The 12,734-nt window shown below is 63.4% G+C and carries 9 protein-coding genes; 3 read left to right on the plus strand and 6 right to left on the minus strand.

The window, feature by feature from the left end:
- Positions 1–150 precede the first annotated feature (150 nt).
- The 4 genes from ASE11_RS00875 to ASE11_RS00890 all read right to left on the minus strand — a co-directional run bounded on the left by ASE11_RS00875 (position 151) and on the right by ASE11_RS00890 (position 6,792).
- Positions 151–3,594: a PAS domain-containing protein gene (locus ASE11_RS00875; RefSeq protein ID WP_056264454.1), complete on the minus strand. Its 3,444-nt coding sequence runs from the start codon at positions 3,592–3,594 to the stop codon at positions 151–153.
- 197 nt (positions 3,595–3,791) lie between these two features.
- On the minus strand, positions 3,792–5,216 hold the full coding sequence (locus ASE11_RS00880) for an NAD(P)(+) transhydrogenase (Re/Si-specific) subunit beta (protein WP_056264457.1): 1,425 nt from the start codon (positions 5,214–5,216) through the stop codon (positions 3,792–3,794).
- An 85-nt stretch (positions 5,217–5,301) separates the two neighbouring features.
- A complete protein-coding gene (locus tag ASE11_RS00885; protein ID WP_056264460.1) occupies positions 5,302–5,628 on the minus strand; it encodes an NAD(P) transhydrogenase subunit alpha in 327 nt (108 codons plus the stop codon).
- 30 nt (positions 5,629–5,658) lie between these two features.
- Positions 5,659–6,792 carry a Re/Si-specific NAD(P)(+) transhydrogenase subunit alpha gene (locus tag ASE11_RS00890; protein WP_056264464.1) on the minus strand — a complete coding sequence of 378 codons (1,134 nt, stop codon included), beginning with the start codon at positions 6,790–6,792 and terminating at the stop codon, positions 5,659–5,661.
- 115 nt (positions 6,793–6,907) lie between these two features.
- Here ASE11_RS00890 and ASE11_RS00895 point away from each other — a divergent pair, with 115 nt between their 5' ends.
- Entirely contained in the window at positions 6,908–7,402 is a 495-nt protein-coding gene (locus ASE11_RS00895) for an NUDIX hydrolase (protein WP_056264469.1), read from the plus strand.
- Here ASE11_RS00895 and ASE11_RS00900 read toward each other — a convergent pair.
- Complete coding sequence (locus tag ASE11_RS00900) at positions 7,369–9,366, minus strand: sensor histidine kinase (protein WP_082585421.1); 1,998 nt, start codon at positions 9,364–9,366, stop codon at positions 7,369–7,371. The genes ASE11_RS00895 and ASE11_RS00900 overlap by 34 nt on opposite strands.
- Before the next feature lie 303 nt (positions 9,367–9,669).
- Entirely contained in the window at positions 9,670–9,978 is a 309-nt protein-coding gene (locus ASE11_RS26085) for a hypothetical protein (protein ID WP_162258008.1), read from the minus strand.
- A 3-nt stretch (positions 9,979–9,981) separates the two neighbouring features.
- Here ASE11_RS26085 and ASE11_RS00905 point away from each other — a divergent pair, with 3 nt between their 5' ends.
- Positions 9,982–11,631, plus strand: a complete 1,650-nt coding sequence (locus tag ASE11_RS00905; protein WP_162258009.1) for an ATP-binding protein — start codon at positions 9,982–9,984, stop codon at positions 11,629–11,631.
- Positions 11,628–12,662, plus strand: a complete 1,035-nt coding sequence (locus ASE11_RS00910) for a response regulator (RefSeq protein ID WP_082585423.1) — start codon at positions 11,628–11,630, stop codon at positions 12,660–12,662. Before ASE11_RS00905 ends, ASE11_RS00910 begins: the two co-directional genes overlap by 4 nt.
- The last annotated feature ends 72 nt before the right edge of the window (positions 12,663–12,734 follow it).

The following is a 12,734-nucleotide window of genomic DNA, read 5'->3' on the forward strand; positions in this document are numbered from 1 at the left end:
TGTGGATACAGCTGCCGCGCATTGTCTGTGGAAAGCAGGGCACGGGTCCTCGTGTTTTTCCCTTACGCGTGGCTGGCAGGCTACCTCAAAACCGCGTGGCAGGCTGTCGGGCTGCTACAAGAACCAGAGGGCCGGTGTCACGACCGGCCCTCAGTTTGCCCGTGGTGTGTCGAGGTGCTCGCTGATGGCTGCGCAGGTGCGCCCGATCTCTGAAGCAAAGCGCGCGATCTCATCGGGGTCGCGCACCCCCGTTCGCAGGTGCTCCTCCAGATGGCTGGCGACCTTGGCCGCCGCCATCAGCGCCAGTGCCGAGGCGCTGCCTCGCGTCTTGTGCACATGACGGATGAGGTCTTCATTGTCCAACGCATCGGCACGCTGCGCCTCGTCCTCATGCTCCTGCACAAAGCGGTGAAGATGGTGACGATAGTGCGCAAGGTCTTGCCACAGCTGCAACCCCACATTGAAGTCCACCAGCATCAGTTCGCCCGAAGACTCGGTCGGCGTCCCGGGCGACGGTGCATCGCTGGCCATCCCTTCACTCTCGGCAAGACCTCTGCCGAGGCGGAACAGCAGTTGGACAAGGCCATCAACATCAAACGGCTTGGTGACCACGGCGTCCATTCCGGCCGCCAGTGCGGCATCTCGCTGCTCGTTGAAGGCACTGGCCGTCAACGCCACGATGGGCAAGGTCTCGCACCCTGGCAGCTGGCGTATCCGCGACGTCGCCTGCATACCGTCCATTCCAGGCATCTGCAGGTCCATGAGAACGATGTCGCACACACTCCGGTCGACCTGCAGCATGTCCACCGACGCCTGTCCGTCGGCAGCCGTGATGACGGAAGCCCCTTGGCTGGCCAGAATGCTGCTGGCCAGCTCCCGGTTGGTGTCGTTGTCATCCACCACCATCACGCGGATGCCCCGCAGGGGCGTGGACTCACTTCTGGTCTTGCCATCCAACTCCGGTGACCGACCGCAGCGACGCATGGCTCTGTCGACGCTCTCTCGAAGCGTCGACGGCGTCACGGGCTTGACAAGCAAGGCGTCGAGCACCCCTTCGTCCACCAGCGACTCCAGAGAAAGCGTCTCACGGGCGCGAACCACCGCCACCAGCCCCAAGCTCCGTCGCGCCGTTGCCTCGCGCAGCTGTCGTGCCAGCGCAGGACCCAAGCCGTCGTCCGACCCCCATTCGATCAGGACCACATCCACCACGGGTTCTGCGCCGCTCCCGGCCACGGCAGTGGCAGCCGTCTCGCCGATGGCCGCGCTGGACACGCACCAGTCGAGCCCACGACAGATTTGAATCAGGTTGTCTCTGGTGCGCTCACGGGTCATCGCGAGCAGCGCATGCCGCCGCGCAAACGCCTCGGGCGCCGGCCACTCACCATCGTTGCCCAGCCCGACCTCTACCGTGAACCTGAATGCACTGCCACGCCCCTTGGTGCTTTCCACAACGATCTCGCTGCGCATCAGCTCCACCAGTTGTTTGGAAATCGACAGGCCCAGCCCGGTACCACCAAAGCGTCGCGAGGTCGACGCTTCGGCTTGCATGAATGGCTTGAAGAGGCTTGCCACCTCTTCGCGGGTCATGCCGATGCCCGTGTCTTCCACCGAAAACCTCAGGGTGACGCGGTCCTGAGCCCTGTCAACCACCGCGACCGACAGTTCAACGTGACCTTCGTGGGTGAACTTCAACGCGTTGCCCGCCAGGTTGATCAGGACCTGCTCGATCCGGAACGCGTCGCCCACCAAGTGCTGGGCTCCCATGGGCAGTGGAGCGACCAGCACCTCCACGGCCTTGCTCGACACCACCGAACCCATGATGACGGCGACGTTGTCGAACACCTTTTGCAGATCGAACGGGGCATTCTCGATCTTGAGCAAACCCGCCTCGATCTTGGAGAAGTCCAGAATGTCGTTGATCAGATTCAGGAGCGAGTGGCCGGCGCGCGCGATCTTTTCGAGTTTTTCTCGCGTGGAAATTTCACGGGTTTCGCGCTCCGCCAGATACGCCATGCCCAGCACCGCATTGAGCGGGGTGCGAATTTCATGGCTCATGTGGGCCAGAAATTCGCCTTTGGCCCTTGATGCCGCCTCGGCTGCCTCGCGCGCGCGCCGCTCGACTTCGGCTCGCCGCCTTTCCGTCTGGTCCAGCACGTAGGTGACCCGCAGCTGTTGCTCGCTGTCCAACATGGCCGACCCCACCAGCACAGGAACCCGCCGTCCGTCACGATGGAGCAGTTCCTTTTCGTACGGGCCGCACGCTCCCGTGAGGCGGATCTCGTCTGCGGTACGTGCGTCGGCCTCTTCATGCCCTTGCGGCGTCAGGCGGTCCCAATGCAAGTGGCCGGACAGCACATCCGAGCGCGAATAGCCCAGCATGTCGAGAAAGGCGTCATTGGTCTCTTCGATGCGCCCGTCGGCATGCCAGAACAGCACACCGATGATGTTGGACTCCACCAGACGATGGATCCTGTCCTGGTGTGCGCGCAATTCGCCGATGTCCCGCCCGACCAGCAGCACGCTGCCGACAAGATTCTGGGCGTCGAGCTCGGGCGTCAGGCTGACCAGGAAGTACGCCGGGCGACCTCTTGCGTCGGTCCAGTTCAGCTCAAAGTGCTGCGGCTCGCCACCTTGCAGACAAGCAAGCATTCGGTGCCTCAGCTCTTCACCCGGGTCCGCTCCCAAGCACTCCGCCGGCGTCATTCCGATCAGCGCGCCAGGTTCGCTGTGCGTGCGCTGGGCGAGCGCGGGATTCGCGTAAAGGCAGCATGAAGCCGCGTCGAACCGCGCGATGAGATCAGGCGAGTTCTCAACCAATGTGCGGAACTGGCGCTCCTTCGCCTCAAGCGCCTCCTGCAGGGCCAGCCGGGCCGAGACATCACGCGAAACCGTGATGAAGTGTGGCGCCTCTCCCTCGCCCATCGGCATCTTGGAGACCGACAGCTCGTACCAATGACGTCCTTGGGCGGTGTCGACGGAGATCACCTTCCCGAACGAAAGGCCCTTTTCGTCGGCCTCGCGAAACGCCGCCTTGGCGATCGCTGCGCTTGCGGGTGAAAGCACCTCGTCAAGCGTGCGCCCCAGCATGAAATCCCGCGATGCCGCGAGCAGTTCCGGATTCTTCGTCCACGTGTTGAGGTAGCGCCCTTCGGCACTGCCCTCAAACAGAAAGTCCGGAAAGGCATCGACAATGCCCTGCACGAAGGCGAGGGTTCGCTTCAACTCCTGCTCGACATCCCCTGGAGGATTGAGTTCGCCGGAATACAGCACCAGGAAGCGCTGGTCGCGCAAACTCAACGCCTGAAGACGGAACTTCGTGGCAACACGACGGCCGTCGACGGCCTCGTGCCACGACTGCCATTGAGTGGAACCGTCAGGTCGCCAGCGGGGGTTCGCAACTTCCGACCATTCCTGCCAGAGAGCCGCGTCGATGTCCTGAACGCACATCTGCAAAAGCTGCTGGCGATCACAGCCGCGCCATTGGCACGCTGCGTCGTTCGCGAACACCACTCTGCCGGCTGCGTCGGCGATCATGACCACCGAAGGATAGGCGCTGAGCCACCCGAGCAGCAACGCCGGCACCGGGTCGGACATGGCTTCTGCAGAGGTTGGCTCTTTCCAATGTTCCACAGTCCCTCGCGTCCTGCGCTTTTGGAATTTTCAGTTTAAGTCAGCTGGGAGCCAGCCGCTATCCCGTGTCCTCCCTGTGCTTGAGGCCATGGTCGCCGTGACCGGGGTCGTCGCTGATGAGCCAGGCAATGCCGCTCCAGAGACCCCCGATCAGGCCACACTCACTCGATCGCCTTGGTCATGTCCTCGACGACCTTCTTCGCGTCACCAAAAACCATCATGGTCTTGTCCATGTAGAACAGTTCATTGTCCAGGCCGGCATAGCCCGCGGCCATGGAGCGCTTGTTCACGATGACTGTCTTGGCCTTGTAGGCCTCCAGAATCGGCATGCCGTAGATGGCGCTGCCCTTCTGCAGCGCAGCCGGGTTCACCACGTCGTTGGCGCCCAGGATGATGGCCACGTCGGCCTGTCCGAACTCACCGTTGATGTCTTCCATCTCGAACACCTGGTCGTACGGCACCTCGGCCTCGGCCAGCAGCACGTTCATGTGCCCCGGCATGCGCCCGGCCACCGGGTGGATGGCGTACTTCACGGTGATGCCTTTTTCGGTGAGCTTGTGCGCAAGCTCTTTCACCGCGTGCTGCGCGCGCGCCACCGCCAGGCCGTAGCCCGGCACGATCACCACGGTCTCGGCGTTGCCCAGCACAAAGGCCGCGTCGTCGGCACTGCCACTCTTGACCGGCCGCGCCTCGGCCTTGGCGCCGCCGGCTGTTGCCGCCTCGCCACCGAAGCCGCCCAGGATCACGTTGAAGAACGAGCGGTTCATGGCCTTGCACATGATGTAGCTCAGGATCGCGCCCGAGCTGCCCACCAGCGAGCCGGCGATGATCAGCATGGAGTTGTTCAGGCTGAAGCCGATGCCCGCGGCCGCCCAGCCCGAGTAGCTGTTGAGCATGGACACCACCACCGGCATGTCGGCGCCGCCGATGGGGATGATGATCAGCACGCCCAGGATGAAGCCCAGAGCGATCACCAGCACGATGTCGATCCAGCTCTGCGAATGCCAGAAACCAAAAATGAAGAAGACGGTGGCCAGGCCCAGCAGCAGGTTGAGCTTGTGCTGGCCGGCGAACTGCACCGGCGCGCCCTGGAACAGGCGGAACTTGTACTTGCCCGAGAGCTTGCCGAAGGCGATCACCGAGCCGCTGAAGGTGACCGCGCCGATGAAGGCGCCCAGCGCGAGTTCGATGCGGTTGCCGCCCGGGATGGCCTCGCCCTTGGCGACGATGCCGAAGGCCCAGGGCTCGGCCACCACGGCCACGGCGATGCAGACCGCGGCCAGGCCGATCATGCTGTGCATGAAGGCCACCAGCTCGGGCATCTTGGTCATCTCGACCCGGTTGGCCATGATGGCACCAATGGTGCCGCCCACCAGCAGCCCGCCCAGCACCCAGACCATGCCTTCGGCCTTGCCGCCGGCAAGTTCCACGATGAGCGCGGCCGTGGTGAGGATGGCGATGGCCATGCCGGTCATGCCGAAGATGTTGCCGCGGATGGAGGTGGTGGGGTGGCTCAGGCCCTTCAAGGCCTGAATGAAGAAGACGCTGGCGACGAGGTACAGCAGCGTGACGAGGTTCATGGACATTATTGGGCCCCCACGTTTGTCACTGGCGTGTACTCACTGCCCCCCAAGGGGGTGCGAGCTTGCTTGAAGCGGTTCTGCGCGGCGCTCATTTGTGCGCTCCTTCTGCAGCCACAGGCGCCTTGCGCTCTTTTTTCTTGAACATCTCCAGCATGCGCCGCGTGACCAGGAAGCCACCGAAGACGTTGACCGCGGCCAGCGCCACGGCCAGCACGCCCATGGTCTTGCCCAGGTTCGTTTCGGTGAGCGCGGCGGCCAGCATGGCGCCGACGATGACGATGGCGGAGATCGCGTTGGTCACGGCCATCAGCGGCGTGTGCAGCGCGGGCGTGACGTTCCACACCACGTGATAACCCACGTAGATGGCGAGCACGAAGATGATGAGGTTGAGAACGGTGGGGGATACGGCGTCCATGGTCTTGTCCTTGGTGTCTCTGCGCTGGGTTCAGCTCTTGCGTTTCACTTCACCGCCCTGCGTCATCAGGCAGGCCGCGACGATGTCGTCTTCCATGTCCACGTGCAGCGCACCGTCCTTGTTGACGATGAGCTTGAGGAAATCGAGCACGTTGCGCGCGTACAGCGCCGAGGCGTCGGCCCCCACCATGGCGGCCAGGTTGGTCTCGCCGACGATGGTCACGCCGTGCTTGACGACCGTGCGGTCGGTCTCGGTGATCGGGCAGTTGCCACCGACGCCGTTGGCACCCTTGCCGGCGGCGATGTCCACGATCACGCTGCCCGGCTTCATCGACTGGACCATGTCTTCGGTGATGAGCACGGGCGCAGCACGCCCGGGAATGAGCGCGGTGGAGATGACCACATCGGCCAGCGCCACGCGCTTGGCGACCTCTGCCTTCTGGCGCTCCAGCCAACTGGGTGGCATGGGCCGGGCATACCCGCCCACACCTTCGGCGGCTTCTTTCTCTTCGGCGGTTTCGTAAGGCACGTCGATGAACTTGCCACCCAGCGACTCGACCTGCTCTTTCACGCTCGGGCGCACGTCGGACGCTTCGATCACCGCGCCCAGGCGCTTGGCCGTGGCAATGGCCTGCAGGCCCGCCACGCCCACACCCAGAATGACCACCCGCGCGGCCTTGACCGTGCCCGCCGCCGTCATGAGCATGGGGAAGAAGCGCTGGTAGTGATGGACCGCCAACATCACGGCCTTGTAGCCGGCGATGTTGGCCTGCGAGGACAGCACGTCCATGCTTTGCGCACGGGTGGTGCGGGGCGCCGCTTCCAGTGCAAAAGCGGTGAGACCGGCACGCGCCATGCGCTGCAGGCCATCGGCATCGAAGGGATTGAGCATGCCGACCACGGTGGCGCCGGGCTTCATCAGGGTCAGCTCGTTGTCGAACGGGGTGCGCACCTTGAGCACCAGGTCGCAACCCAGCGCGCCCGGGGCGTCGGTGATCTCGGCGCCCACCGCGGTGTACGCCGCGTCGGTCACGCTGGCGGCCACGCCGGCCCCGGATTGAACGCGAACCGTGTGGCCCTGCGCCACGTATTTCTTCGCCGTCTCGGGTGTGACGGCCACTCGGGTTTCGCCCACTGTGGTCTCAGTGGGTACGCCAATCATCATGAACGTCTCCTCGCTCGCGGGTTGGGAATTCGACGGCCGAGCTTAACTGAAAGTCTTGTCCAGCCCAGTCTTTCAAGGGCAAGCCAGCGGTGGCACGGGTGGAGATAATCGGCTCATGCCCATCCGTTGGAAACCCAGTGTCACCGTGGCCGCCGTCATCGAGCGCGATGGCAGGTACCTGTTGATCGAAGAGCACACGCCTGAGGGCTTGCGCCTGAACAATCCAGCCGGCCACCTGGACCCTGGTGAAAGCCCGGCCGAAGGTGTGGTGCGCGAGACGCTGGAAGAGACCACTCACCGCTTCACGCCCACAGCGCTGGTGGGCGTGTACCTATCGCGGTTTCAACGGGCCGGCCAAATCCCCGCCGAGGACGAGGACATCACCTACCTGCGGTTTGCGTTCTGCGGCGAGTTGGGGGATGTGGTGCCGGGTGTCAGCCTGGACACCGGCATCGTCAGGACGTTGTGGCTCACGCCCGATGAGATCCGTCGCAGCGCGCCACGCCATCGCAGCCCCCTGGTGCTGCGCTGCATGGAAGACCACCTGGCGGGTCAGCGCTACCCCCTGGCCCTGGTTCAAACCGATCTCTCCGTCAGAGAGGCTGGCTGAAGGTCAACCGCCCTGGCCAGGCTCGCCGACTGTGATCGCGTCAGCGGGATGCGCAGCGAAAAGCAAGAGCCGCGGCCCGGCACGGATCGCAACGACAGACCGATGTCCAACATCGCGGCGCAGCTCTTGACGATGAAGAGGCCCAGCCCGACACCGTTGTCGCTCTCGGTCTCGGGCTCCCCCCGAAAGTATTCGGTGAAGATGGTTTCGTGGTGAGCCGGAGCTATGCCCGCACCGGTGTCCCAAACCTGCAGCAGCAGACACGCCCCGCTGAGACGACAAGACACCACCACGCCACCGGACTGGGTGAAGCGCACGGCGTTGGACACCAGGTTGTTGACCATGCGTTCCAGCAGCAAGGGGTCGCTGTGCACACAGGCGATGCTCGGTGTGACCACCCAGCGCAGCCCCTTGGCCGTGGCCTGGGGCGCGAAAGTCAGGTCCACCCGATCCAGCAACGGCTGGATGGAGAAATCGGACATGTTCGCTCTCAGTGAGCCGGTTTCCAGACGTGCCATGGTCATGATCGAGTCCAGCAATCCGTTGGCCGACACGAGTGCAGATTTCATCTGCATCACGGTGGGGTCGTGCCTAGGCTCGCGCGCATGCAGGCTCTCAGTGGCCAGGCCCATGGCGAACAGCGGCTGCCGCAGGTCGTGGCTGACCGCCGCGAGAAACCGCGATTTTTCGATCGATTGACGCTCAGCCTCCTGTTTCTTCACCTGCTCACGCAAGCCCATGGACAGCGCCAGATCCTTCGCTTCGCGATCGGCCTTGATGCGATCGGCCAAGGCAAACGACAGCAGCAGCATCTCGACAGCCGAGCCGACCATGACAGGATGCGCCAGCAGCGTGTTCGCCGGCAACCAGCCCAGCGAAATCAGGGACTCGGCAACACCGCACACCATCAGCAGAGCCCAGGCCAGCAAGAAATAGCGTGCGCCCCGGCGTCGGGCCATGAGCCGATTCCACCCCGCGAGCATGAGCGGCAGGATGGTGGCAATGACCATGGCGATCAGGACATGAGCCGCCAGCTTGTAGTCCATCCATGGCCGAAGCACGATGTAGATGGACCAACAGACCAACAGCCCGCGCAGAACGCGGTCCAGCCACGGCAACTCATCGGCACTGTGCAGGAACCGGCGCCCGAAGAGGAGGGCCGCGAGGCCGCACGCTGCGTAGCCCAAATGCAGCGCGAGGTTGTTCCAGTCCGGTCGCTCCGGCCAGAGAAACTGGGCACCGAAACCGGAGGTGGTGAGTTGGGCCACACCCATGGCGGCGACGAACGCAATGTAGTAGAGGTATACCCGGTCGCGAACCGCCACATAGAGCAGCAGGTTGTAGGCGAACAAGCCTGTCAGCAGACCGAAGTACAAGCTCAACAGCGAATACAGGCGGTGGTCCTGGCTCAAGAGGGCCTGGGGCTGCAGCAGCGTGACGGGGATTTGCAAAGAGCTGGAGGACTGAACGCGCAGCACCACGGTGCGTGGACCGGCCCCGTTGAAAACCAGCGGGAAAACCAGATGTCTGTGTGGGACAACGCGCGCCGAAAACGGCAGCTCATCGCCGCCCATGGACCGGCTGAGGCGACCACCGGGCTCCACGACAAACACCTCGACACGATCCAGTTGCGGGTTGGCGACCTGCATCAACCAGTGATCGGGCGCATGCGCAGAGACATCCAGTTCAGCTTTGAGCCACAGGGTGGCGCTCTGGTAACCGAAGTTCGGTGTTGCAGCGCCTTGCCGCAGAGGCGTCAAGCGCCACGCTTCATGGCGAGCCAGCACCTCGCGCACGGACAGCGTCCCGCTGTCGTCAAGCCGGTAGGTGAACGCCGTGGACAAGTCGTAGGCCTCAGCTTCTCCCAGCACAAGTGCCTGGGCCGGAGCGCACAGGAGCCAGATCGACCAGAGCAACGCCCGGACCCACCTCCCCCCCTCCTGTGCGCGTTGGCGAAACGTCATGACTCCCGCGACTCCCTGTTCGATTCAGTAGGTAGGTCTGAAATGCGCTCCAAGGGCCATCGTCTCGCGTCACGGCGAATCATCCGGTTTCCATACGGCGATTTCGATCTGCATTCTGCAAATGGGGTCGATTCACCGCCAATACTGCATCAGCACTATATTGATTTCCAATTAGACGCAGCCGTGCGTTCTGGAATGGATGCATCGGCCATCAATTGAATCTTGCGTATTTTCAGTCATTGAGAATTGATATTGAAAAGGATTGATCGCGAACAACTGCTCAAGAGGCTGTCGGGGCTGCATTCAAAATACTGCCATCGCGGTATGTGGCCATTCCTCGATACTGAATACGATCAATCTTTCAGCGATCGCCACACAATCCGGAGTCAATTCTTCAATGAATCCGAAACGATGTATCGAGACGCTATCAGAAAATTTTCCGCCCTGTCTCATTTGATCAATATCATGCAATCCCGATTCAAACTGATTAGATACTTCAGCATCACCAGTTGGGTTGCATTTGGCTGTGTGGCCGCGGCATTGATCCACTTCCACGCCAGCGAATCGAAACTCGTGAAGTCCGTGCAGAACCAGGACGCTCAGACCATTCATGAGATGCAGACCTTGTTGGTGAACCGCGCGGAGGAGGTCGCGCGCCGCGATCTGTTGACCGCGCACGAGGACAGCAATGTCCAACTGGCTCGCCTCCTGTCGAATGCGCTGTGGGAAGACCCGCTGGCGCCGTTTCTTGCCGCGGCCCGAGCCATCGATTTCACCCACTGCCTGAACCTGAGCAAACACGAAGGCACGGTCCCCGCGCCCATGCCTTCAGCGCAGACGCGGGCATGCTTGAGGCAACTAGGGGCACGCGTTCGGGCACTCCCCCAGTTCGCCGCGCTCGACACCCGGTTGCTCGGCGCCATGCGCGGCAGCCGGGTCGTGAAGATCCGGATGCACGACCTTCAAGGCATCACCCTGTATTCCACCGACCACCCCCAAGTGGGTGAAGACCAGTCGGGCCATCCCGGCTGGCGGCGCGCAGCACGCGAGGGGCAACCCGCCAGCGAGCTTTCATTCCCGGATCGGTCCGCCGCCTTGCGAGACTTGGTCGACAACCGCGATGTCATCGCCAGTCATTGGCCGGTTGTTGATCCACGCACGAACAAGACCATCGCTGTCTTTGAAGTGCATTCCGATATCACCGCCGACCTCAACCAGATCCAACAGACCTCCGCCGATGTCCGTCGGACTGCCGCCGACAACCAGGCCGGCCTGGAACGGCAGATGCAGGACAACCGCGACCAGGTGCAGCGCTCGGAGCAGATGCAACTCGTGATGCTGGCGGGCCTGCTCGTGCTCCTGTACGCGGTGCTCCACGCCATCGTGCGGCGGGCTCAGGCGATGCTCGAAAAGCAGGCGCAAGAGAGCGAGGCGAACAAGCAGCGGCTCGCGCAGTCCGAGAAGATGGCCTTGCTGGGACAAATGGTGGCGAGCGTTGCCCACCAGCTCAACACGCCGCTGGCATTCTCCAAAAGCAACGTGTTCATGGCCATCCAGGCGCTGGACGACATGGCGCCCGGCATCCGCAGCGCATCCCGGGCGCTGGAGCGTGCGACCACCAGCGCGGGAGACACGGCGGCATCCCGGCCACTGGAGCTCGACACCGATTCGGTGCGATCGCGTCTGGACCAGTTTCCCGACGAACTCCGCATGACGCAGGACATGCTGGGTGATGTGTTGATGGGTCTGGACCAAATGAATGAGATGGTGGACAACCTGCGCAGTTTCACCCGGCTGGATCGTTCGCGCACCGCGGTTGTCGACCTGAACGCCACCCTGGCCAGCGTGATCTACATCGCCAAGGCCGTGATCTCCACCAAGATCCGGGTGGTCCACAAGTTCTCCAGGCTGCCCAGGCTGGCGTGCCACGCCTCGCAGCTCAACCAGGCCTTTCTGAACCTGATCCTGAACGCGGCCCATGCCATCGACGGTGCCGGCGTGGTCACCGTGTCCACCGCCGCGGGCGGTCAACGCATACGCATCACGGTCGAAGACACCGGCAACGGCATTCACGATGACGTCCTGCCGCGCATCTTCGATCCCTACTTCACCACCAAGCCCGTGGGTGCGGGCACCGGGCTGGGCCTGGCCATCGCCCGGGACATCGTGACCGAACACGGCGGAACCCTGACCGTGAAGACCCAGGTGGGCGTCGGCACCACCTTCCAGATCGAACTTCCCATCCCAGCAGGCCAAGCCGCATGAATGCCCTCAGCAAGCCCCGTGTCCTTTGTGTGGACGATGAACCCAGTGTGCTGCGCTCGCTCAACTGGCTGATGCAAGACCGCTTTGACGTGTCGTCGGCCACCGACGCCTGCGAAGGCCTCGAGCTCGTTTGCAACAGCGATTTCGACGTGGTGATCAGCGACCAGCGCATGCCGGGCATGACCGGCACCGAGTTCCTCAAACGGGTCAAGGAAGCGTCCCCCAACACCATGCGACTGCTGCTCACCGGGTACTCGGAATACGCCGACGTGCTGCGCTCGGTCAATGACAGCGAGGTGTTCCGCTTCCTCAACAAGCCCTGGAACAACCAGCACCTGATCGACACGGTCGCCTATGCAGCGACGGTGGCGCGCGAGGTCCCCCTGCCCCGACCTTCGAACCCGACGAGCACCACGGAAATCGACATGGACGGCCTGCGTGGCAGGCGCACCGAAGCCGTGCTCTTGATGGACGAAGACCCTGCCATCGAACACCAGCTCCGAGCCATTCTGGGCGACGAGATGTTGCTGTTGTGGGCGCGAAACCCGAGCGACGCGATCAGGCTGCTCCACCGCCACAAGGTGGCCGTGATCGTGGCCGACACCCGCGCGGGCTACGGCTCCACCCTGGATCTCATCCGGGCAGTGAAGCGCTGCAGCCCGAACATCGTCCCCATGATCTACACCACGGAAGGCGACGGCGGCAACATCGGCCGACTGATCAACGAAGGTCAGATATTCCGCTTCATTGCCAAACCCGCGGGCCCGAGCTACGTGAACCGCATGATCAGATCGGCACTCCAGAAGCACCGGGATCTCATGGCACAACCTGCCCGCATCGCAAGGCACGCGGTGGAGGTGTCGCACAGTCGGGAGCTCGAACACGCCGTCGATGGAGCGACTGGGTGGAATCCCACCGAAGGGGCTCCTCGGGGCGCATCCTTCGACCTGGTCATGGCTGCTCGCGAGACGACGAGCACCGCGCCCGTCTCCGGCGTGGCCTGGCTCAAGCGCCTGTTCGGCAAATCCTGAGCGGGCGCTGCGGGTGCGGCGCTCCCGCCTTGGCATACAGTTGACGGCAGCCCCAAATCCTGGAGTCCACGC

The sequence above is a fragment of the Hydrogenophaga sp. Root209 genome (assembly GCF_001428625.1).
Taxonomy (GTDB): domain Bacteria; phylum Pseudomonadota; class Gammaproteobacteria; order Burkholderiales; family Burkholderiaceae_C; genus Hydrogenophaga.

What these genes read in the sequence shown, in the direction of transcription:
- ASE11_RS00875 (WP_056264454.1), bottom strand. Translation starts at nt 3,594, where the DNA reads ATGTCCGACCCGGTGCCGGCGTTGCTGCTCGGGTGGCTCAGCGCCTAT.
- ASE11_RS00880 (WP_056264457.1), bottom strand. Translation starts at nt 5,216, where the DNA reads ATGTCCATGAACCTCGTCACGCTGCTGTACCTCGTCGCCAGCGTCTTC.
- ASE11_RS00885 (WP_056264460.1), bottom strand. Translation starts at nt 5,628, where the DNA reads ATGGACGCCGTATCCCCCACCGTTCTCAACCTCATCATCTTCGTGCTC.
- ASE11_RS00890 (WP_056264464.1), bottom strand. Translation starts at nt 6,792, where the DNA reads ATGATGATTGGCGTACCCACTGAGACCACAGTGGGCGAAACCCGAGTG.
- ASE11_RS00895 (WP_056264469.1), top strand. Translation starts at nt 6,908, where the DNA reads ATGCCCATCCGTTGGAAACCCAGTGTCACCGTGGCCGCCGTCATCGAG.
- ASE11_RS00900 (WP_082585421.1), bottom strand. Translation starts at nt 9,366, where the DNA reads ATGACGTTTCGCCAACGCGCACAGGAGGGGGGGAGGTGGGTCCGGGCG.
- ASE11_RS26085 (WP_162258008.1), bottom strand. Translation starts at nt 9,978, where the DNA reads ATGAATGGTCTGAGCGTCCTGGTTCTGCACGGACTTCACGAGTTTCGA.
- ASE11_RS00905 (WP_162258009.1), top strand. Translation starts at nt 9,982, where the DNA reads ATGCAGACCTTGTTGGTGAACCGCGCGGAGGAGGTCGCGCGCCGCGAT.
- ASE11_RS00910 (WP_082585423.1), top strand. Translation starts at nt 11,628, where the DNA reads ATGAATGCCCTCAGCAAGCCCCGTGTCCTTTGTGTGGACGATGAACCC.